Source organism: Pseudomonas sp. S37, from assembly GCF_016658545.1.
GTDB lineage: Bacteria > Pseudomonadota > Gammaproteobacteria > Pseudomonadales > Pseudomonadaceae > Aquipseudomonas.
Map to the genome: position 1 here is coordinate 48,645 of NZ_JACVZC010000002.1, position 25,247 is coordinate 73,891.

At 67.4% G+C, this 25,247-nt stretch carries 1 protein-coding gene; it reads right to left on the bottom strand.

The features are described from left to right. Nucleotides 1-63: 63 nt before the first annotated feature. Nucleotides 64-25,176, bottom strand: coding sequence for a BapA/Bap/LapF family large adhesin (locus IAE39_RS01005; protein WP_201198552.1), 25,113 nt, complete (start codon nucleotides 25,174-25,176; stop codon nucleotides 64-66). Between the last annotated feature and the right edge of the window lie 71 nt (nucleotides 25,177-25,247).

A 25,247-nucleotide genomic window follows, 5' to 3' on the forward strand; every position in this document is an offset into this window, starting at 1 on the left:
ATAGTTCCCTTACTGCTGGTCGTCCATGCCGCCGGGCGTTTGCCCGGCGGGTTTGCAGCGGCCTCAGACAACGTGGATACCGTTCTGCACCCAGAGCTGGTGGCTCGGATCCTCCTGCGCCGTATATTGGTTATAGTCGATCCCGTCGGCAGTTTGGTTCCCGACCAGGCTCCAGTTGTCTGTCATGTGCACCGAGTCGTTTTCGTCCCCCTTGATGATCAGTGTGTTGTTGCCGGTTTCGGTAATGGCCACCACGTCGGCCAGGTTCAGGGTCAGCGCCACCGAACTGGTGTCGTTGAGGTCGATGATTTCGATGTCGTGTACACGACCGACCAGGTTGCCCAGGTCGATGCTGGCATCGCCGCCACCCCATTGCAGGGTGTCGGTGCCGGTACCACCGTCGACGCTGGCGAAGTTCTGGTCGACGATCACCAGGGTATCGTCGCCCGCGCCACCTTCCAGGCTGATGTGCCCGCCCTGGCTGCCCACCAGGTGGTCGTTGCCGTCGGTGCCGGCGATGACGTCGCTGGCGGCGGCCACGCTGGCCAGTGCTACCGCCTCGTCACCGCTGTCAGCCACCAGCGACGTGAAGGTGGTAAGGCCGGCAGCGTTGTCCAGGTTGATGGTCAGCGTTGCCGTGTCGGTGGTGCCGTTAGGGTGGGTCAGCTCGTAGGTGAAGGTGTCGTGCTGGCCGACCGCCGCCGAGGTGAGGCCCGATTTGAGGGTGTAGGTGTAGCTGCCGTCGGCGTGCACCAGCAGGTTGCCGTAGGTGCCTGCCACGGTCACCCCGTTGTAGCCCGGGATGGTGTAGGTGTTGGCCGCGGTCAGCACGCTCAGCACGGTCAGTGCCGAGCCCACGTTGTCGTCGGCCAGCAGGTTGCCGGTCGCCGCCGTCGCGCCACTGACCACAAACTCGGTCAGGTGCGTGGTGGTGGCATTGAGGCTGGTGGTGATCGAGCTGGCCAGGCCAATGCCACCGGCGGTGACACGTACGTGATAGGTACCGGCCCCCTGGTTCTGGAAGGTATACCCCGCGCCGCCACCGAGCAGGCTGATCAGCGAGCCACCGTTTACCGTTTGCACCAGCACGTACTGGCCGGTGGTCGGGTTGAGCTTGAGCAGCTCGATGGTGGTGCCGTTGAGCAGGCTCAGCAGGTTGGTGGAGTTGACCACCACCTGCAGGTTGGCCGTGGTATCGGCCGCCACCGTGGTGGTGTAGGTGGCCTGGCGGCTGCCGATCAATGGCAGGGTCAGCGAGCCCAGCGTACTGCTGCTGGTATCCACACGGTTGGCCAGGGTGAGGTGGCTGAAGCCGACATCGTTGACGGCGTCGACCACTGTCGCCGGCGCGCCGTAGTTGATGTTGCTCCACACTTCGTTGGCCTGCGGGCTGTCGATGCGCACGTACAGGTTGGCGGTGTCGGACGCGCCGTTCGGGTGCACCAGCTGGTAGCTGAACACATCGACCTTGCCGACACTGCTCGGGCTGCCGTTCGGCGTGTAGGTGTAGCTGCCGTCTGCATGGATCACCAGAGTGCCGTACTGGCCCTGCACCGTGGTGGCGGTGCCGGCGGCAACGTAGCTGCCGTTTTTCAGCACTTGCAGCACGGCGCCGCTGTCCGGACCACGGGCATCCACGGTGCCATCGGTGCCCACATCGGTGATGACGTTGCCCGAGGTGGCGGTGCCGGTACCGGTGAACTGGGTCAGGCTGCTGGAGGTGATGTCCAGCGTGGTGGTCACGTTGGTGATCAGGCCGATCCCGCCACTGCCCACGGTCAGGCGATAGTCACCGGCTTGCAGCACGCCGATGTCCACCTGCAGGCCGATTGGCAGCACGATCAGGTCAAGCAGCCCCTGGGTGTTGCCGTTGGCGATGGTGACCCAGGCGCCGCTGGCGTCTTTCACCTGCAGGACGAAGCTGGTGTTGTTCAGCAGGGCCAGCACGCTGTTGGTGGTCAGCGTCAGGGTCGGGTCGGCCGTGGTGCCGGCTGCCACTGTCCAGGTGTAGGTCTTGCTGAAGCCCGACAACAGTGTGGTGAAGCTGTCGGTATAGGTTTTGCTGGCAGTGACCGGTGCCAGGTTGACCGTGGCCGTGGCCAGGTTGTCGCTGGCGATGACCGGCGCGTTGGCATCTACATCCGGCGCGGTGACGTTGACGTTGCCCGACACGTTGCCGCGCGGGTCGGCAAGCGTCACCGACAGGATCTGGCCGTTGTCCTGAGGCGGGCTCAGGGTGACGGTGAAGGTGCCGTTCGGCTGCACCGTTGCGGTTTGCAGCACGGTACCGCTGGCGCTGCGCACCGTCACGGTGGCACCTGCTTCGCCGGTACCGGTCAGGGTACCGCCGTCGGCACTGAACACCAGGTTGCCGGCCGCGGCAGGCGGGGTCAGGTCCGGTGCGGTCAGTGTTGTACCGGTGGACACGTTACCGGCGCTGTCGGTGAGGGTGACGCTGAGCGCCTGGTTGTCGATCTGCGCGGCGGTCAGGCTGACCACGAACAGGCCGTTGCTGCCCACCGTCGCGGTACCCAGCACGGTACCGGCACTGTTGCGCACGGTGACCGTGCTGCCGATCTGGCCAGAACCGCTGACCGAGGTGCCGTTGGCGTTGATGGTGGCCAGCGGTGCGGCTGGCGGGGTGGTGTCTGGCGCGGTCAGGCTGGTGCTGGCAGACAGGTTGCCGGCCGCATCGGCCTGGCGCACCACCAGCAGTTGGCCGTCGTTCTGTGGCGAGGTCAAGGTGATGCTGAAGGTGCCGTCAGCCTGCACCACACCGCTACCGACCTGGCCGTTCGGGCCCTGCACGGTGACGGTGGCGCCGGCTTCACCATTACCGGTCAGCACGGTGCCCGTGCCGTTGATGGTGACGTTGGTCGGTACCGCAGGTGGCTGCAGGTCGGCGGCGGTGTAGCTGGTGCTGCCGGAGTTGTTGCCCGCGGCATCGGCCTGGCTCACCCCCAGTACCTGGCCATTGAGCTGTGCGGCGTTGAGGTTGACGGTGAACACGCCACCGGCATTCACCAGGCCACTGCCCAGCACGTTGCCACCGGCATCGCGCACGGTCACCGTGGCCCCGGCCTCGCCGGTACCGCTCAGCACCAGGCCGTTGGCCGACAGGCTGGTCACCACCGGGTTGGCCGGTGGGGTGATGTCGGCTGCCTGCACGAAGGTCGGTTGCGATTCGCCACCCACCAGCGCCACGGCGGTTACCGAGAGGTGCTGGCCGTTGAGCTGCGCTGCGCTGAGCGTGAGCGTGAAGGTGCCGTTCAGCGTCGCGCCACCGGTGCCGATCAGGTTGCCGGCAGCGTCGTAGACGCGGATGCCGACGCCGCTTGGCGCATTACCCGACAGGGTAAGGCCGTCGCTGCCCAGAATCACGTTGGTCGGTGGTACCGGCGGTGCGATCAGTGGGGTGATATAGGTCGCCACTGCTGACGTGTTGAACCCGTCGGACTGCGTGATTGCCAGGGTTGCCAGAGAACCTGCTGCCGGCGAAAGGGTGATCTGGAAGTTGCCGGCGGCATCCACCGTGCCGGTACCGATCACCGTACCTGCGAGGCTGACGGTGACCGAAGCATTGGCCTCGCCCTTGCCGGTCAGCACGTTGAAGGTGTTGTTGATCGCCAGGTTGGTGACCACGGCGGGCGGCGAGGTGTCGGCGGTCTGGTAAGGCGCAGGCACCGAAACGTTCCCGGCCGCGTCTGCGGACACCACGCTGAGCAGCTGGCCGTTGTTCTGCGCCGGGCTGATCGGCACGGTGAACTGGCCGTCTGCACCGACTTGCACCTGGCCCACGATGGCGTTGTCCGGACCGCGCACGGTGATGAAGCTGCCGGCTTCGGCGGTACCGGTCATCGACGTGCCATTGCCAAGCAGCAGCAGGTTGCTCGGCTGCACCGGTGGCGTCAGGTCTGGCGCGGTCACCAGCAATGGCGACGATGGGTTGCCGGTGGTGTCCTGGGCGATCAGGGTCAGTTGCTGGCCGTTGATCTGCGGGCTGCTCAGGTCGACGACAAAGGTGCCGTCCGGGTCGACCGTCACCTGGCCCAGCAGGTCGCCATTGTTGTTGATCACGGTGACCCGAGTGCCGGCCTCGGCGGTACCGATCAGCTGGGTGCCGCTGTCGTTGATGGTGGCAATCACGGTTGCCGGTGGCGTGATGTCCACCGCCGTGACCGAGCTGATCGGCGACACGTTGTTGCTGCCGTCGGTCAGGGTTACCTGCAACACCTGGCCGTTGAGCTGGGCTGCGTCCAGGTTGACCGTGAAGGTGCCGTTTGCGGCGACTGTGGCGGTGCCGATTTCAGTGGTACCGACGTACACACGCACGGTGGTTCCCGCTTCGCCGGTACCGGCCAGTACATCGCCCGCCGCATTGAGCTGCAGCCCGGTTGCCGCAGCCGGTGGCGTGTGGTCCGGTGCCAGTACGGTGACCGGCTCGCTGACGTTGCCGGGTGGGTCGGCCTGCAGCACCGACAGCACCTGGTTGTCGATTTGCGCAGGGGTAAGTTCGACGCGGAAGCTGCCATCGGCCAGCACGGTACCCGTGCCCAGTACCACACCTGCAGCGTTGCTGACGATCACGGTTGCACCGGCCTCGCCCAGGCCGCTGACCACGCTGCCGTCGGCGTTGATCACCACTTGCGTCAGCGGGGCTGGCGGGGTGAAGTCCGGGGTCAGCAGGGTAGCCACTGCCGACACGTTGCCGGCGGCATCGGCCTGGGTGAAGCTGAGCAGTTCGGCGTTGCCCAAGGCAGGGTTGAGGGTGATGGTGAAGTGGCCGCTGGCATCGACAGTGGCGCTGCCGATTTCTGCACCGCTCGGGTCGGTCACGGTCACCAGGGCGCCGACTTCGCCGCGGCCGGTGAGGGTGACGCCATCCCCGGAAACCGCCAGTTCGCTCGGCGCCACCGGTGGCGTGGTGTCTGGCGCAGTGATGGCGCTGGAAGCAGACTGGTTGCCGGCCGCATCGGTCAGTATCACATGCACCTGCTGGCCGTTGGCCTGCGGTGCATTGAGGTTCACCTGGAATGTGCCGTCGGCGCGGACTACGCCGCTGCCCAGCGCGCTGCCATCGGCGGCCATTACCCAGACGTTGGCACCGGCTTCGCCGCTACCGTTGAGCAGGCTGCCACCCCCGGCGAATGCCAGGTTCTCAGCCGCATCTGGCGCCACGCGGTCTGGCGCAGTGAGGCTGACGCTGTTGGACTCGTTGCCGGTCGCATCGGCCTGGCTGGCGCTGAGCTGTTCGCCGTTGATTTGCGCGGCACTCAGGTTGGCGCTGAAGTTGCCGTTGGCATCGACCAGGGCGGTACCCAGGTCGATACCGCCTTCACCGATCACGGTGACGGTGGCGCCAGGCTCGCCGCGGCCGGTAAGGACCAGGCCGTCGCTGGACAGCACCAGGTTGGTCAGCGGTTGTGGCGCGGTGGTGTCCGGCGCCTGCAAGGTGGCCGGCAGCGATACGGTGCCATCGCTGCCGGTCGCGCTTACATGCAGCACTTCACCGTTGGCCTGGGCATTGCCCAGGTTGACGGTGAAGGTGCCGTCGTTGGCCACCGGGCTGCTGCCCAGCAATACGCCGTTCGGGCCGTACACGTTGACCGTGCTACCCGCTGTGGCAGTACCGGTTACCGACAAGCCGTCGGCGGCCAGCACCAGGTTGTCTGGCGTGGCTGGCGCCAGCACGCCCGGCGCGGTAACGCTTTGCGCAGGCGAGGCGTTCTGTGCGGCATCGGCCTGCACCACGCTGAGGTTTTCACCGGTGAACGCTGCAGGCGACAAGGTCACGCTGAAGCTGCCATCGGCAGCGACGGTGGTGGTGCCCAGCACGGTACCGTCCGGCGCACGCACGGTGACCGTGGCTGCGGCTTCACCCAGGCCGGTCAGCGTAGCGCCGTCGGCGGACACCGCCAGGTTGCTGACCGCGGCTGGCGGCGTGGTATCGGCTGCGGTGTAAGGCGCAGCCTGCGACACGTTGCCCGCCGCATCGGTGGCGGTTACCTGCAAGGTCTGGCCGTTGGTCTGGGCACTGCCCAGGGTGACCTGGAAGGTGCCGTTGCTGCTGGCCACCACCGTACCCAGCACGTTGCCGCTGGCATCGCGCACGGTCACGGTGCTGCCGGCTTCGGCGTTACCGGTCAGTTGCAGCCCGGTAGCCGAAAGGGTCAGTGCAGTCGGCGCTGCCGGTGGCGTGAAGTCCGGTGCGGTCACCGCCACGGAAGCGGAGGTGTTGTTGCCCGCGTCGGTCTGGGTCACGCCCAGTTGCTGTGCGTTGAGCTGCACCGTGGTCAAGGTGAGGCTGAAGCTGCCATTGGCCGCCACCAGGCCGGTGCCGATGATGGTGCCGTCCGGGCCGCGCACTGTCACGCTGGCACCGGCTTCACCGAGGCCGGTCAGGGTCAGGCCGTTGTTGTTCAGCACCACGTTGGTCAACGGTGCTGGCGGGGTCAGGTCCGGGGTCGCCACGTTGATCGCTGGCGAGGTATTGCCGGCGGCATCCACTTGCGTCACGCCGATGGCCTGGCCGCTGACTTGTGGCGTGTCGAAGGTCACCGTGAAGCGACCATCTGCACCCACTGTTGCCGTGCCCAGTACAGCACCCGATCCATTGCGCACCTGGACGGTGGCACCCACTTCGCCGCTACCGGACAACTGTCGGCCGTCCTGGCTCAATACCGGGTTGCTGACAGCCGCGGGTGGTGTGCGGTCTGGCGTGGCCAGGCTGGCCGGGCCGGAAACGTTGCCGGCCGCGTCGCTGAGGGTGACCTGCAGCGGGCTGCCGGTGACCTGCGCGCTAGGCAGGGTGATCTGGAACTGGCCGCTCTGGTTGACCGTGCCGGTGGCCAGGATGGCGCCACTGGCATCGCGTACGGTGACGCTGGCGCCGGCTTCGCCCTGGCCGCTGAGCACGGTGGCCGCACCGTTGAGGCTGAGGTTGCTGGCGGCCAGTGGTGCCTGCAGGTCGGGTGCCTGCACGCTGGCGGCCAACGAGGTATTACCGGCGGCGTCAGCCTGGGTGACGATCAGGTTCTGGCCGTTGGCCGCAGCCGGCGAGAGGTTGACGCTGTACAAGCCATTGCTGCCAACCACGGCACTGCCGAGCAGCGTGCCCTGGGCGTCGGTGACCCGCACGGTTGCGCCTACTTCGCCCTGGCCGGTCAGCGTGCTGCCGGTACGGTCGATGGTGGCGCTCGGCGCGTCAGGTGCAGTGGTGTCGTTGGCGACCACGGTGGCAGGCACCGATGGCTGGCCGTCGGCGCCGATCCGTGCGCTGACCTGCAACGTTTGTGCGTTGAGTTGGGCGTTGCCGAAGAACACCCGGAAGGTGCCATCGCTGCCTACCGTCGCGGTGCCCAGCGTGGTACCGCCGGAGGTCACGGTGATCAGCGAGCCGGCGGTGCCGGTGCCGGTCAGCACGAAGCCGTCGGCGCTGATGGCCAGGCCCGCAGGCGTTGCCGCTTCGGTGCCGGTCGGGCCGGTCAGGGTAACGCCGTCGGACTCGTTGCCGGCAGGGTCGATGACCACCACGCTGACTTCATCGTCCGCGGTCAACGGCGGGTTGACCGGTATCACGAAGGTACCGTCGGGGCCTGCAGTAGTGGTGCCGCGTTCGTCGCCGGTGACCGGGTCGCGGATGACCACGGTGCTACCCGGCTCGGCGGTACCGCCGACGGTACTGCCATCCGGGCTCACGGTCACGCCGGTGGCAGGTTCCGGGTCGGTGGTGTCCGGGGCGGTGGCGGTAACCGGTGCCGAGCTGTTGCCAGCCGGGTCGGTGACGGTCACGGTCACGGTTTCGCCATTGTTCTGCGGGGTTGGCAAGGTCACGCTGAAGCTGCCGTCGGGGTTGACCGGCACCGTGGTTTCCACGCCTGCGCCGTCGCGCACGGTCACGGTTTCTGCACCCGGCGCGTTGCCGCTGACGGTGGTGCCGTCCTCGCTGACTGCCACTTCGGTTGGCAGTGCCGGCGGGGTGATGTCCGGTGCAGTGATCGGGGTGCTGCCCGATTGGTTGCCCGCCGCATCGCTCAAGGTCACTTGCAGTGCCTGGCCGTCCAGCTGCGCCGGGGCAATCGGCACGGTGAAGCTGCCGCCAGCCGGCACCACCACGCTGCCGAGCAAGTCGCCGGCGGCGTTGCGTACCTCGACGGTGCTGCCTGCTTCACCCGTACCCTGGATGGCGTTGCCGCCCGGGGTAATGGTGAGGCCGGCCGGCGCGTCGGGTGCGGTGGTGTCGTCGGCGGTGAAGGCGGTGGACGGCGACGTGTTGCCGCCAGCGTCGATCACCACCACCGACACGGTTTCGCCGTTGGTTTGTGCAGGGGCGAGCGGCACGCTGAAGCTGCCGTCCTCTTCCACCACCGCCGAGCCCAGCAGGTCGCCGGCGCCGTTGCGCACTTCAACCGTGCTGCCCGGTTCCGCCTGGCCGGTGAGCGCCGTGCCGGTGTCGTTGATGCCCAGGCCCTGTGCCGGTACCGGCGCCTCAAGGTCCGGTGCGGTTACGCTGCCGGCAGTGGAGGTGTTGCCGGTAGCGTCCGCCTGGGTGACGGCCAAGGTCTGGCCATTGAGTTGCGGCGGGTCGATGGCGACCTGGAAGGTGCCATCGGGTTGTACGGTGGCAGTACCCAGCACGGTGCCACCCGTGCCGGTGACGGTCACTTGCGCACCCGGCTCGCCGCTACCGCTCAGGCTGGCGCCGTCACCGGCGAGGGTCAGGCCGGTCGGGGTATCAGGCGCCTGGGTATCCGGTGCCGCCAGGTCGACTGCTGCCGACAGGTTGCCGCTTGGGTCGCGTTGCTCGACGGTCAGTGCCTGGCCGTTGGTCTGAGGTGTATCGAGAGTGATTTCAAACGCACCCTCGGCGCCGACCACCACGCTGCCCAGTACGCTGCCGTCCGGCCCGCGCACGGTCACGGTGGCACCCGGTTCGCCGTTGCCGGTGACGGTGATGCCGTCGCCGTCGATGGCCGGGCTGGTCACTGCTTGCGGCGGGGTGTGGTCTGGCGCGGTGAAGTCCACCGGCCCGGCGCTGTTGCCCTGGCTGTCGGTGGCATCCACGGTCAGGCTTTCACCGTTGCGCTGTGGCGCGTTGAGGGTCACGTCGAAGCGGCCGTCGCCGCCCACGGTGGCCGTACCCAGCACGTTGCCGTCGGCATCGCGCACGGTAATGGTCGAGCCGCTCTGGCCCTGGCCGGTCAGGTGGATGCCTGCCGTGTCGATGGCCAGCCCCGAAGGTTGCAGCGGGCCGTCCAGGTCTGGCGCGATGATGGTGGCAGTCGAGCTGTTGCCCGCCGCGTCACGCAGTACCACGTCCAGCTCCTGGCCGTCGGTTTGCGGTGGGTTGAGGACCACGCTGATCACGCCGTCGGCACCGACCTGGGCATTGCCCAGCACGTTGCCCTGGGCATCGACCACCTGCACGGTGGTGCCTGGTTCGCCGCGGCCGGTCAGCACGCTGCCATCGTTGCTCAGTTGCAGCTCGCTGGCCTCGTTGGGCGGGGTGATGTCCGGTGCGTTGACCTGGGTTGGCAGCGAGCTGTTGCCATCGGCGTCGATCGCCACAACATCCAGCAGTTCGCCGTTGGCCTGGGCAGGTGTGAGCGGGAGGGTGAAGGTGCCGTCGTTGCCGACCTGCACGCTGCCTACCACATTGCCTTGTGCATCACGCACTTCCACCAGGCTGCCCACCGGGGCCGTGCCACTGACCGAACTGCCATCGGCAGCCACGACCACGCCAGCCGGGCTTTCCGGCACGGCAACGGCCGGTACGATGACCGTGAGGGTAACCGACGGGTTGCCGGCGGCATCGGTCTGCTGCAGCGCTATGGCGTCGCCAGCCGCAACCGGGGTGTCGAGGTCGATCAGGAAGGTGCCATTGGCCGCCACCACGCCACTGCCGATCACAGTGCCATTGGCATCACGGATTTCCACTGTGGCACCGGCTTCGCCGCGGCCGGAGACGACCAGGCTGCCGGCACCCAGCACCACGTTGCTGATGATGGCTGGCGGGGTGATGTCAGGGGTTACGTAGCTCAGCGGCACCGAGGTGTTGCCTGCCGCATCGGTCACCCGCACGGTCACGGTCTCGCCGTTGGCCTGGGCCGGGTCGAGGGTGAGGCTGAAGCTGCCATCGGCTTCGGCAAGGGTGCTGCCGATCAGGTTGCCTGAAGCATCGCGAACCTCTACCCGGGCACCTGCCTCGGCGTTGCCGGTCAGGCTGACGCCATCGACCAGTGCCAGGCCGGACGGCTGCAGCGGTGCCACATGGTCCGGTGCGGTCAGCGGGCTTGGGGTGGACACGTTGCCGGCGGCATCGGTCAAGGTCACTTGCAGCGACGAACCATCCACCACCGGGGTCGGCAGTGTCACGTTGAAGCTGCCGTCGGCCTGCACGGTGCCGCTTACCAGCACTTCGCCCTGGTCATTACGCACTTCAACGGTCGCGCCGACTTCGCCGCGGCCAGATACCGTGCGCCCGTCGTTGCTGATCACCAGGTTGGTGGCCGGCTCCGGTGGCGTGGTATCGCCGCCGTTGTCGACGATCGGTGCGGTGATGGTGCCGGCTTGCGAGGCATTGCCGGCCTCGTCGGTGGCAACGACTTGCAACTGCTCGCCCGCCACTTGCGGAGGGGTAAGGGTGATTTCGAAGGCACCGCTGGCGCCCACTACCACGGTGCCGAGCACCGTGGTGCCATCGGCGGCCAGCACACGCACGGTGCTGCCCGGTTCGGCACGGCCGCTGACCGCGGTGCCGTCGGGGGCAATGGCCAGTTCGCTTGGCGCCACCGGTGGCGTGATGTCGGGCGCGGTGACCTGCACCGGCAGCGACGAAACGCCGTTGTTGTCGATGGCCACCACATCCAGCAGTTCGCCATTGGCCTGGGCCGGGGTGAGCACCACGGTGAAGGTGCCTTCGGCGCCAACCACGATGCTGCCGACCAGGGTGCCATCGGCATCATGTACTTCCACGCGGCTGCCTGCCGGGGCGGAACCGCTGATGCTGGTACCGTCTTCGGCGACCACCAGGTCGCTTGGGCTGGCCGGTACGGTCACCAGCGGCACGTCGTATTCCAGCGCGAGCGAGGTGTTGCCGCTTGGGTCGGTCTGCACCAGGCTCAGGCGTTCGCCCGGCAGCGCGGCCGGGTCGAGGTCGAGCACGAAGGTGCCGTTCGCGGTCACCACGCCACTGCCGATCAGCGTGCCAGTGATGTCACGCACTTCGACGGTGGCACCGGCTTCGCCGCGACCACTCAGGGTCAGGCCATCGGCGCCGACCACGATGTTGCTGACCAGCTCAGGCGCGGTGATGTCCGGCGCGGTGTACTGCAGCGGGGTGGAGACATTGCCGGCAGCATCCACCAGGCGAATGTCCAGCACTTCGCCATTGGCCTGGGCCGGCGACAGGGTGACGCTGAAGCTGCCGTCCTGGTTGACGACGTCGGTGCCGATCAGGTTGCCCGCGGCATCGCGTACCTGCACGGTGGCACCCGGTTCGCCGCTACCGGTCAGGGTCACGCCGTCGGCCAGGTCAAGCCCGGTCGGCTGGGTCGGTGCCTGCAGGTCCGGGGTTACCACCGAAGCCGGTGTAGAGGCATTGCCGGCGGCATCGGTCAGCACCACTTGCAAGGTGCTGCCGTCCTTGACTGCCGGGTCGAGGGTGACCTGGAAGGTGCCGTCCGGGTTGACCGTGCCGTTGGCCAGTACGTTGCCCTGGGCGTCGCGCACTTCCACGCTGGCACCGGCTTCGCCGCGGCCGCTGAGCTGGGCGCCGGCCAGGCCGACGACCAGGTTGCTGGCGGCGTCCGGTGGCGTGGTGTCGCCGCCGTCGATGTCCGGTGCGGTAATGCTGCCGGCGGTAGACGCGTTGCCGGCGGTGTCGGTGGCGGTGACTTGCAGCACCTCACCGTTCACCTGCGCCGGGTCGAGGGTGATGCTGAAGCTGCCGGTGGCGCCCACTACCACGCTGCCGAGCACGGTGGTGCCGTCGGCGGCCAGTACGCGCACGGTGCTGCCCACTTCGGCGCGGCCGGTGACCACGCTGCCGTCGGCATTGATTACCAGCTCGCTCGGGGCAACCGGCGCGGTGATGTCCGGTGCAGTGACTTGCACCGGCAGCGACGACGCACCGCTGCCATCGATGGCCACCACTTCCAGCTGTTCGCCGTTGGCCTGGGCCGGGTTGAGGATGACGGTGAAGGTGCCTTCGGCGCCAACCACCACGCTACCTACCAGTGTGCCGTTGGCATCGTGTACTTCTACACGGCTGCCGGCCGGGGCTGTACCGGTGATGTTGGCACCGTCCGCCGCCACCACCAGGTCGCTCGGGCTGGCCGGTGCGGTGGTGACCGGGACTTCAAACTGCAGGGCCTCGGAAGCGTTGCCGCTCGGGTCGGTCTGCACCAGGCTCAGTTGAGCCCCCGGTTGCGCGGCAGGGTCGAGGTCAATCAGGAAGGTACCGTTGGCCTCGACTACGCCGGTGCCGATGACGTTGCCATTGGCATCACGTACTTCTACGGTCGCACCGGCCTCGCCACGGCCACTCAGGGCCAAGCCATCGGCGCCGACCACGATATTGCTGACCAGCGTTGGCGGCGTGGTGTCAGGCGCGGTGAATTCCAGCGGTGTCGAGCTGTTGCCGGCGGCGTCCACTACACGGATGTCCAGCGCTTCACCGTTGGCCTGGGCGGGGAACAGGGTGACGCTGAAGGTGCCGTCCGGGTTGACCAGGCTGCTGCCGATTACGGTGCCAGTGGCATCGCGTACCTGCACGGTGGCGCCAGGTTCGCCGCGGCCGGTGAAGGTGACGCCATCGACCAGGGCCAGTTCGGTCGGTTGTGCCGGGGCCTGCAGGTCTGGCGCATTGACCGTGCCAGGTTGCGAAACGTTGCCGGCGGCGTCGGTCAGGGTCACTTGCAGGGCGCTGCCATCGGTGATGGCCGGGCTGAGGGTGATCGTGAAGGTGCCGTCCGGGTTGACCGAACCATCGGCAATCACATTGCCTGCGCCATCGCGTACCTGCACGGTGGCACCTGCCTCGCCACGACCGCTCAGCTGGCTGCCTGCAGCGTTTACCAACAGGCCGGTCGGGGCTTCCGGCGGCGTGGTGTCGCCGCCGTCGATGTCCGGTGCAGTGACGCTGCCGGCGGTGGAGGCATTGCCGGCGGCATCGGTGGCGGTTACTTGCAACACCTCGCCATTCACTTGTGGCGGGTCGAGGGTGATGCTGAAGCTGCCGGTGGCGCCCACCACCACGGTGCCGAGCACGGTGGTGCCGTCGGCGGCCAGCACGCGTACGGTGCTGCCCGCTTCGGCGCGGCCGGTGACCACGCTGCCGTCACCGTTGATTACCAGCTCGCTTGGCGCAACCGGCGGGGTGATGTCTGGCGCGGCGACTTGCACTGGCAGCGACGAAACGCCGTTGCCGTCGATGGCCACCACGTCCAGCAGTTCGCCATTGGCCTGGGCCGGGTCGAGGGTGACGGTAAAGCTGCCATCGGCACCTGCGACGACACTGCCAACCAATGTGCCATTGGCATCATGCACTTCCACGCGGGTACCAGCAGGCGCGGTACCGCTGATGCTGCTGCCGTCTTCGGCGACCACCAGGTCGCTCGGGCTGGCCGGGGCAGTGGTGGCAGGTACTTCGAACTGCAGTGCCTCGGAGGCATTGCCGCTCGGGTCGGTCTGCACCAGGCTCAATTGCTCGCCAGGTTGCACGGCAGGGTCGAGGTCGATGAGGAAGGTGCCGTTGGCGGCGACCACACCAGTGCCGATTACGGTGTCATTGGCATCGCGTACTTCGACGGTGGCGCCGGCTTCGCCGCGACCGCTCAGGGCCAGGCCATCGGCGCCGACCACGATGTTGCTGACGGCGGTGGGTGGGGTGATGTCCGGGGCGGTGAACTCCAGCGGTGCCGAGCTGTTGCCGGCGGCGTCGACCACACGGATGTCCAGCGCCTCGCCGTTGGCCTGGGCAGGCGCCAGGGTGATGCTGAACAGGCCATCAGCACCGACCAGGCCGCTGCCGATGACTGTACCGGTGGCATCACGCACTTGCACGGTGGCGCCAGGTTCGCCACGGCCGCTAAAGGTGACACCGTCGGCCAGGGCCAGCTCGGTTGGCTGGGTCGGGGCCTGCAGGTCGGGGGTGGTGACCGAGCCTGGTTGCGAAACGTTACCGGCGGCGTCGGTCAGGGTGACTTGCAGGGTGCTGCCATCATTGACGGCCGGGTTAAGGGTAAGGGTGAAGGTGCCGTCCGGGTTGACGGTGCCGTTGGCAATCACATTGCCTGCGCCGTCGCGTACCTGAACGGTGGCACCTGCCTCGCCACGGCCGCTCAACTGGCTGCCGGCCTGGCCGACCAGCAGGCCGGTCGGGGCTTCCGGTGGCGTGGTGTCGCCACCGTCGATGTCCGGTGCAGTGACGCTGCCGGCGGTGGAGGCATTGCCGGCGGCATCGGTGGCGGTTACTTGCAACACCTCGCCATTCACTTGTGGCGGGTCGAGGGTGATGCTGAAGCTGCCGGTGGCGCCCACCACCACGGTGCCGAGCACGGTGGTGCCGTCGGCGGCCAGCACGCGCACGGTGCTGCCCGCTTCGGCGCGGCCGGTGACCACGCTGCCGTCGGCACTGATGACCAGCTCGCTTGGGGCAACCGGTGGGGTGATGTCCGGCGCTGTGACTTGTACTGGCAGCGACGAGGTGCCGTTGCCGTCGATGGCCACCACGTCCAGCAGTTCGCCATTGGCCTGGGCCGGGTCGAGGGTGACGGTAAAGCTGCCATCGGCACCTGTTACGACACTGCCAATCAGCGTGCCGTTGGCGTCATGCACTTCCACGCGGGTACCGGCTGGTGCGGTACCGCTGATGCTGCTGCCGTCTTCGGCGACCACCAGGTCGCTCGGGCTGGCCGGGGCAGTGGTGGCGGGTACTTCGAACTGCAGTGCCTCGGAGGCATTGCCGCTCGGGTCGGTCTGCACCAGGCTCAGTTGCTCGCCAGGCTGCACGGCCGGGTCGAGGTCGATGAGGAAGGTACCGTTGGCCGCGACCACACCCGTGCCGATCACGGTGCCATTGGCATCGCGTACTTCGACGGTGGCGCCGGCTTCGCCGCGACCGCTCAGGGCCAGGCCATCAGCGCCGACCACGATGTTGCTGACAGCGGTCGGTGGGGTGATGTCAGGGGCGGTGAACTCCAGCGGTGCCGAGGTGTTGCCGGCGGCATCCACCAGGCGCACATCCAGCGCCTCGCCGTTGGCCTGGGCGGGCGACAGGGACAGGCTGAACAGCCCGTCGGCACCGACGATGGCGGTACCGATCACGGTACCGGCGGCATCGCGCACCTGCACGCTAGCACCCGGTTCGCCGCGGCCGTTGAAGGTGACGCCATTGAGCAGCACCAGGTCGGTAGGCTGCGCAGGCGGTTGCAGGTCTGGCGAGGTCACCGAGCCAGGTTGCGAAACGTTGCCGGCGGCGTCGGTCAGGGTGACTTGCAGGGCACTGCCGTCGTTCACGGCCGGGTCCAGGGTGATGGCGAAGCTGCCGTCTGCACCTACGGTGCCGGTCGCCAGCACATTGCCCGCCGCATCACGCACTTCTACGTTGGCGCCAGGCTCGCCGCGCCCGCTCAGTTGGCTGCCGGCCAGGCCGATGACCAGGTCGGTAGGCGCTGTTGGCGGTGTGGTATCGACACCGTCGAGGTCTGGCGCGGTGACCGCACTGGTCGGTGAGGTATTGCCAGCGGCATCGGTGGCGGTGGCTTGCAGCACTTCACCGTCTACCTGTGGCGGGTTCAGGTCGATGCTGAACACACCGGTCGGGCCGACCACGGCAGTGCCCAGTTCGCTGCCGTCGGCGGCAACGATGCGCACGGTGCTGCCGGGCTCGGCGCGGCCGGTTATCACGCTGCCGTCCGCGCTGACCGCCAGCTCACTTGGCGCGGCCGGGGCGGTGATGTCGGGCGCGGTGATCTGCGTCGGGGTGGAGGAAACGCCATCGGCGTCGATGGCCACTACATTCAGCAGCTCGCCGTTGGCCTGGGCAGGGTTGAGTTCGATGCTGAAGCTGCCGTCGGCATTGGCGGTGGCGCTGCCGATCAATGCGCCGCTGGCATCGTGTACTTCCACGCGGCTGCCGGCTGGCGCTGTACCGGTGAGGGTCGTGCCATCGGCATCGATAGTCAGCCCGCTCGGGCTGACGGGGGCGGTGGTCAGCGGCACATCGTATTCGACGGCCACCGACGCGTTGCCGCTTGGGTCCACCTGCAACAGCGTCAGTTGGTCGCCGGGCTGTACGGCCGGGTCGAGGGTGATCAGGAAGGTGCCGTTGGCGGTGACTACGCCACGGCCCAGCAGGTTGCCATCGGCATCGCGCACCTCCACAGAGGCACCGGCTTCGCCGTGGCCACTCAGGGTTGTGCCGCCCGCACCGACCAGGATGTCGCTCACGGCGTCTGGCGGGGTGATGTCCGGGGCGTTGAATTGCAGCGGTGCGGAGCTGTTGCCGGCGGCATCCACCAGGCGCACGTCGAGCGCTTCGCCGTTGGCCTGCGCCGGGGCGAGGGTGATGCTGAACAGGCCATCGGCGCCGACCAGGCCACTACCGATAAGGGTGCCGGCGGCGTTGCGCACCTGCACGGTGGCGCCCGGCTCGCCGCGACCGCTGAAGGTCACGCCATCGGCCAGGGCCAGTTCGCTGGGTTGGGCAGGGGGCAGCAAGTCTGGCGAGGCGACCGAGCCTGGCTGCGAAACGTTGCCGGCAGCGTCGGTAAGGGTGACTTGCAGGGTGCTGCCGTCTTTCACGGCAGGGTCCAGGGTAACGGCGAAGGTGCCATCTGCACCGACGGTGCCGCTGGCGATGATGTTGCCAGCAGCATCGCGCACCTGCACGGTGCTGCCAACTTCGCCGCGGCCACTGAGTTGGCTGCCGGCCAGGCCGATGACCAGGTTGGTCGGGGCCTCCGGTGGCGTGGTATCGCCGCCGTCGATGTCCGGCGCAGTGACCGAACTGGCGGTTGAGGTATTGCCTGCGGCGTCGGAAGCGGTGGCTTGCAATACCTCGCCGTCCACTTGAGGCGGATTGAGGGTAATGCTGAACACACCGGTGGCACCCACTACCGCAGTGCCAAGCTCAGTGCCATCGGCACCGACGATACGCACGGTGCTGCCGGGTTCGGCACGACCAGTCAGTACGGTACCGTCGGCGCTGACAGCCAGGTCGATTGGTGCGGCAGGGGCGGTGATGTCTGGCGCGGTGATTTGTGCTGGCAGCGAGGAAACGCCGCCGTCATCGATGGCAACCACGTCCAGCAGTTCGCCGTTGGCCTGCGCAGGGTTCAGTTCGATGCTGAAGCTGCCGTCGGCGTTGGCGATGGCGCTGCCGATCAGGGTGCCGTTGGCATCATGCACTTCCACGCGGCTGCCGGCTGGTGCAGTACCGGTCAGGGTGGTGCCGTCGGCATCGATGAGCAGGTTGCTTGGGCTGTCCGGGGCAGTGGTCAGCGGAACGTCGTATTCCAGGGCAACCGAAGCGTTGCCGCTTGGGTCGGTCTGCACCAGGCTCAGCTGGTCGCCAGGTTGAGCAGCCGGGTCGAGGTCGATGAGGAAGGTGCCGTTGGCACCGACCACGCCGGTGCCGATCACATTGCCATCGGCATCACGCACTTCCACGGTGGCACCCGGTTCACCGCGGCCACTTAGGGCCAGGCCACCGGCGCCGACGACGATGTTGCTGACGGCGTCAGGCGGGGTGATGTCTGGTGCATCAAACTGCAGCGGTGCCGAGGTATTGCCGGCAGCGTCGACCACGCGTACGTCCAGTGCTTCGCCATTGGCCTGGGCAGGGCTGAGCGTGAGGCTGAAGGTGCCGTCTTCATTCACCACGCCCGTGCCGATGACTGTGCCGGCGGCATCGCGGACCTGCACGGTGGCACCCGGTTCGCCGCGACCAGTGAATGTTACGCCATCTGCCAAGGCCAGGTCGGTTGGCTGCGCTGGCGGCAGCAGGTCTGGTGAGGTTACCGAGCCGGGTGGCGATACATTGCCGGCGGCGTCGGTGAGGGTGACTTGCAAGGTGCTGCCATCGTTCACGGCAGGGTCCAGGCTGATGGCGAAGCTGCCATCAGCCGCAACGGTGCCGGTGGCCAGTACGTTACCGGCGGCATCGCGCACCTGCACGGTCGTGCCCGGCTCGCCACGGCCGCTCAACTGCTGGCCGGCCAGGCCGATGACCAGATCGGTCGGGGCTGCGGGTGGTGTGGTATCGACGCCGTCGATATCCGGCGCGGTCACCACGCTGGTGGGCGATGTGTTGCCAGCGGCATCGGTTGCCGTGGCTTGCAGCACCTCACCGTCGACTTGTGGTGGGGCGAGGGCAATGCTGAACACGCCGGTCGGGCCGACCACGGCGGTGCCCAGTTCGGTGCCATCGGCCGCGACGATACGCACGGTGCTGCCCGGTTCGGCACGGCCGGTGATGACGCTGCCGTCAGCGCTGACCGCCAGCTCGCTGGGTGCGGCGGGGGCGGTGATGTCCGGGGCGGTTATTTGTGCCGGCAGCGAAGAGACGCCGCCGTCATCGATGGCGACCACGTCCAGCAATTCGCCATTGGCCTGAGGTGGGTTCAGTTCGATGCTGAAGCTGCCGTCGGCGTTGGCGATGGCGCTGCCAATCAGGACACCGTTGGTGTCATGCACTTCCACGCGGCTGCCGGCGGGTGCAGTACCGGTGAGGGTGGTGCCGTCGGCATCGATGGCCAGATTGCTTGGGCTGTCGGGTGCGGTGGTCAGCGGTACGTCGTACTCGACGGCCACGGATGCGTTACCGCTTGGGTCGGTTTGCACCAGGCTCAGTTGGTCGCCTGGTTGTGCGGCCGGGTCGAGGTCGATCAGGAAGGTGCCATTAGCACCGACCACGCCAGTGCCGATCACATTGCCATCGGCGTCACGCACTTCGACGGTCGCACCGGGTTCGCCACGGCCGCTCAGGGCCAGGCCACCGGCGCCCACCACGATGTTGCTCACGGCGTCAGGCGGGGTGATATCCGGTGCATCGAACTGCAGCGGTGCCGAAGTATTGCCGGCAGCGTCGACCAGACGCACGTCCAGCGCTTCACCATTAGCCTGGGCTGGGGACAGGGTGAGGCTGAACAGCCCGTCGGCGCCGACGATGCCGGTACCGATCAGGTTACCGGCGGCATCACGTACCTGCACGGTAGCGCCAGGTTCGCCGCGACCGGTGAAGGTCACGCCGTCTGCCAGGGCCAGCTCGGTAGGTTGTTCAGGTGGCAGCAGGTCGGCCGAAGTCACCGAGCCAGGCTGCGACACGTTGCCGGCGGCATCGGTCAGGGTGACTTGCAGGGTACTGCCGTCTTTTACGGCAGGGTCCAGGGTGACAGCAAAAGTGCCATCCGCGCCGACAGTGCCAGTGGCGATGATATTGCCGGCTGCGTCACGCACCTGCACGGTAGTACCGGCTTCGCCGCGGCCACTGAGTTGGCTGCCGGCCAGGCCGATCACCAGATCGACCGGGGCATCTGGCGGGGTGGTGTCACCGCCGTCGATGTCCGGCGCGGTGACCGAGCTGGCGGTAGAGGTGTTGCCGGCGGCATCGGATGCAGTGGCTTGCAGTACCTCGCCGTCCACTTGAGGCGGATTGAGGGTGATGCTGAATACACCGGTGGCACCAACAACGGCAGTGCCAAGCTCGGTGCCATCGGCACCGACGATGCGCACGGTGCTGCCGGGTTCGGCACGACCGGTCAGCACGGTACCGTCTGCGCTGACGGCCAGGTCGGTTGGCGCGGCAGGGGCGGTGATGTCCGGGGCGGTGATTTGCGCCGGCAGCGAGGAAATGCCGCCGTCATCGATGGCAACCACGTCCAGCAGTTCGCCGTTGGCCTGCGCAGGATTCAGTTCGATGCTGAAGCTGCCATCGGCGTTGGCGATGGCGCTGCCGATCAGGGTGCCGTTGGCGTCGTGGACTTCAACACGGCTGCCGGCGGGTGCAGTACCGGTGAGGGTGGTGCCGTCGGCATCGATGGCCAGATTGCTTGGGCTGTCGGGTGCGGTGGTCAGCGGTACGTCGTACTCGACGGCAACAGATGCGTTACCGCTTGGGTCGGTCTGCACCAGGCTCAGTTGGTCGCCTGGTTGTGCGGCCGGGTCGAGGTCAATCAGGAAGGTGCCATTGGCACCCACCACGCCAGTGCCGATCACATTGCCATTGGCATCACGCACTTCAACGGTGGCACCCGGTTCACCGCGGCCACTCAGGGCCAGGCCGCCGGCGCCGACGACGATGTTGCTCACGGCGTCAGGCGGGGTGATATCCGGTGCGTCGAATTGCAGCGGTGCCGAAGTATTGCCGGCCGCATCGACCAGGCGCACGTCCAGTGCTTCGCCGTTGGCCTGGGCAGGGGACAAGGTCAGGCTGAAGCTGCCGTCTTCATTGACCACGCCAGAACCGATCAGGTTACCGGCAGCGTCACGCACCTGCACGGTAGCGCCCGGTTCGCCGCGACCGGTGAAGGTCACGCCGTCTGCCAGGGCCAGGTCGGTGGGTTGAGCTGGCGGCAGCAAGTCAGCCGAGGTGACCGAGCCTGGCTCCGACACGTTGCCGGCAGCGTCAGTCAGGGTCACTTGCAGGGTGCTGCCGTCTTTTACGGCGGGATCGAGGGTGACAGCAAAGGTGCCATCCGCGCCGACGGTGCCGGTGGCGATGATGTTGCCGGCAGCGTCACGCACCTGCACGGTGGTACCGGCTTCGCCGCGACCACTGAGTTGGCTGCCGGCCAGGCCGATGACCAGGTCGGTAGGTGCCAGTGGTGGCGTGGTGTCACCACCATCGATATCCGGAGCGGTGACCGAACTGGCGGTAGAGGTGTTGCCGGCGGCGTCGGACGCGGTGGCTTGCAGTACCTCACCGTCGACTTGAGGCGGATTGAGGGTAATGCTGAACACGCCGGTGGCACCGACGATGGCAGTGCCCAGTTCGGTGCCATCGGCGCCGACGATGCGCACGGTGCTGCCGGGTTCGGCACGACCAGTCAGTACGGTACCGTCTGCGCTGACGGCCAGGTCGGTTGGTGCGGCAGGGGCGGTGATGTCCGGGGCGGTGATTTGCGCGGGCAGCGAAGAGACGCCGCCGTCATCGATGGCGACCACATCCAGCAGTTCGCCGTTAGCTTGGGCAGGGTTCAGTTCAATGCTGAAGCTGCCGTCGGCATTGGCGATGGCGCTGCCGATCAGGGTGCCGTTGGCATCATGCACTTCCACGCGGCTGCCAGCTGGTGCAGTACCGGTCAGGGTGGTGCCGTCGGCATCGATGGCCAGATTGCTTGGGCTATCAGGAGCTGTGGTCAGCGGTACGTCGTACTCGACGGCCACGGAGGCGTTACCGCTTGGGTCGGTCTGCACCAGGCTAAGCTGGTCGCCAGGTTGAGCAGCCGGATCGAGGTCGATCAGGAAGGTGCCATTGGCACCGACCACGCCAGTGCCGATCACATTGCCATCGGCATCACGCACTTCCACGGTGGCACCCGGTTCGCCACGGCCGCTCAGGGCCAGGCCACCGGCGCCGACGACGATGTTGCTCACGGCGTCAGGCGGGGTGATGTCTGGTGCATCGAATTGCAGTGGGGCCGAGGTGTTGCCGGCAGCGTCGATAAGACGCACATCCAGTGCTTCGCCGTTGGCCTGGGCAGGGGACAGGGTGAGGCTGAACAGCCCGTCGGCGCCGACGATACCCGTGCCAATCAGGGTGCCTGCGGCATCGCGTACTTGTACGGTGGCGCCCGGTTCGCCGCGACCGGTGAAGGTCACGCCATCGGCCAGAGCCAGTTCGGTTGGCTGCGCTGGCGGCAGCAGGTCGGTCGAGGCGACCGAACCTGGCTGCGACACGTTGCCGGCAGCGTCAGTCAGGGTTACTTGCAGGGTACTGCCATCTTTTACGGCGGGATCGAGGGTGACAGCAAAGGTGCCATCGGCGCCGACGGTGCCGGTGGCGATGATATTGCCGGCAGCGTCACGCACCTGCACGGTGGTACCGGCTTCGCCGCGACCACTGAGCTGGCTGCCGGCCAGGCCGATTACCAGGTCGACAGGGGCATCAGGTGGCGTGGTGTCACCACCATCGATATCCGGCGCGGTGACCGAGCTGGCGGTAGAGGTGTTACCGGCGGCATCGGACGCGGTGGCTTGCAGTACCTCGCCGTCGACTTGAGGCGGATTGAGGGTAATGCTGAACACGCCGGTGGCACCCACTACTGCAGTGCCAAGCTCAGTGCCATCGGCACCGACGATACGCACGGTGCTGCCGGGTTCGGCACGACCAGTCAGTACGGTACCGTCAGCGCTGACGGCCAGGTCGGTAGGTGCGGCAGGCGCGGTGATGTCCGGGGCGGTGATTTGCGCGGGCAGCGAAGAGACGCCGCCGTCATCGATGGCGACCACGTCCAGCAGTTCGCCATTAGCCTGAGGTGGGTTCAGTTCGATGCTGAAGCTGCCGTCAGCGTTGGCGATGGCGCTGCCGATCAGGATGCCGTTGGCATCATGCACTTCCACGCGGCTGCCGGCTGGCGCAGTACCGGTGAGGGTCGTGCCGTCAGCATCGATGGCCAGATTGCTTGGGCTATCAGGAGCTGTGGTCAGCGGTACGTCGTACTCGACGGCCACGGACGCGTTGCCGCTTGGGTCGGTCTGCACCAGGCTCAGTTGGTCGCCTGGTTGTGCGGCCGGGTCGAGGTCGATCAGGAAGGTGCCATTGGCACCCACCACACCAGTGCCGATCACATTGCCATCGGCATCACGTACTTCAACGGTGGCACCCGGTTCACCGCGGCCACTCAGGGCCAGGCCACCGGCGCCGACGAGAATGTTGCTCACGGCGTCAGGCGGGGTGATGTCTGGTGCATCGAACTGCAGCGGTGCCGAGGTATTGCCGGCCGCATCGACCAGGCGCACGTCCAGCGCTTCGCCGTTGGCCTGGGCAGGGGACAAGGTCAGGCTGAAGCTGCCGTCTTCATTGACCACGCCAGAGCCGATCAGGTTACCGGCAGCGTCACGAACCTGCACGGTAGCGCCCGGTTCGCCGCGACCGGTGAAGGTCACGCCGTCTGCCAGGGCCAGGTCGGTGGGTTGAGCAGGCGGCAGCAAGTCGGCCGAGGTGACCGAACCTGGCTCCGACACGTTGCCGGCAGCGTCAGTCAGGGTCACTTGCAGGGTACTGCCGTCTTTTACAGCAGGGTCGAGGGTGACAGCAAAGGTGCCATCCGCGCCGACGGTGCCTGTGGCAATGATGTTGCCGGCGGCGTCACGCACCTGCACGGTGGTACCGGCCTCACCGCGGCCACTGAGCTGGCTGCCGGCCAGCCCGATCACCAGATCGACAGGGGCATCGGGTGGCGTGGTGTCACCACCATCGATATCCGGCGCAGTGACCGAACTGGCGGTAGAGGTATTGCCAGCGGCATCGGTTGCAGTGGCTTGCAACACCTCGCCGTCGACTTGTGGCGGGCTGAGTTCGATGGTGAAGACGCCGGTCGGGCCAACCACGGCGGTACCCAGTTCGGTGCCGTCGGCTGCGACAATGCGCACGGTGCTGCCCGGCTCGGCACGGCCGGTAAGTACGGTACCGTCGGCGCTGACAGCCAGGTCGGTCGGTGCGGCAGGGGCGGTGATGTCCGGGGCTGTGATCTGGGCCGGCAGCGAGGAGACGCCGCTGTCGTCGATCGCGACCACGTCCAGCAACTCGCCGTTGGCCTGGGCCGGTTCGAGCTCGATGCTGAAGGTGCCGTCGGCATTGGCAATACCGCTACCGATCAAGGTGCCGTTGGCGTCATGCACTTCCACGCGGCTGCCGGCTGGCGCAGTACCGGTGAGGGTGGTGCCGTCAGCATCGATGGCCAGGTTGCTCGGGCTGTCCGGAGCGCTGGTCAGCGGCACATCGTATTCGGTCGCTGGCGAAATGTTGCCGCTCGGGTCGGTTTGCACCAGGCTCAGGTGCTCACCCGACTGCACGGCAGGGTCAAGGTCGATCAGGAAGGTGCCATTGGCACTCACCACGCCAGTGCCGATCACGTTGCCGTTGGCATCGCGCACTTCGACGGTAGCGCCCGGTTCGCCACGACCGCTCAGGGCTGTACCACCCGGGCCGACCAGGATATTGGTAACGGCATCGGGCGGGGTGATGTCCGGGGCCGTGAATTCCAGCGGCACCGAGCTGTTGCCGGCGGCATCCACCTGGCGGATATCCAGGTGCTCACCATTGGCCTGGGCCGGGGCAAGGGTAAGGCTGAAGCTGCCGTCGGCGTTGACCACGCCGCTGCCAATCAGGTTGCCGGCAGCATCGCGCACTTGCACGGTAGCGCCCGGTTCGCCGCGACCGGTGAGGGTTGTACCGTTGGCCAGGGCCAGGTCGGTCGGTTGGTCAGGGGCGGTGGTGTCGGGGGTGTCGATGTCCGGTGCGGTGACAGTGCCAGGGGCCGAGACATTGCCGGCGCCATCGGTCAGGGTGACTTCAAGTTGTTCGCCGTTGACCTGCGGCGGGTTCAGCGTCACGTCGAAGCTGCCATCGGCCGCCACGGTGCCGCTGCCGATGATGTTTCCGGCGGCGTCACGGATATTCACTGTGGCGCCTGCTTCGCCGCGGCCGGTCAGGCGCAGGCCATCTGGCGACACCAGCAGGTCGATCGGCGTGGCCGGTGCGGTAGTGTCCGGGTCCGAGCCACCGCTGCTGCCGCCACTGCTGTTGTTGGCTGCCGCTGCCGCGCCACCGACGCCGAGCAGGCTGAGCCCGGCAATGGCCCAGGTCGGCATGGCGCTACCGGCGGTACCGATACCGGCAACCAGCTCATCCAGCGAGGCCACGTCTTCGAAAGTGAAACCGGTGAACGCCGCTGCATCGTACTGGGCGTGCCACAGGGTGCCGTCTTCGCCGACGAAGACGATGTCGCTGCCGACCCCGGCCTGGTCCACGGCAAAGAAGTTGCCAACGGTGACTTTTTCACCGGACTTCAGGGTAATGATCAGGTCTTGCCCGCGCTGGGTGACCGTGGCCACTTGGTCGGGGGCCACCGGCATCTGCACGACGCCTGGGCCTTTCAGGTTGATATTGCCCCAGGCGCTCTGAGTGGCGACTTCGGATTGTTTATCGGCGACGACGATGTTTTCCATGGATGCTCCCTGCTGGTATCCAGAATCCCCGCCCGAACAGTTCGGGCCACAACCGCCGTAACAGAGCCCTT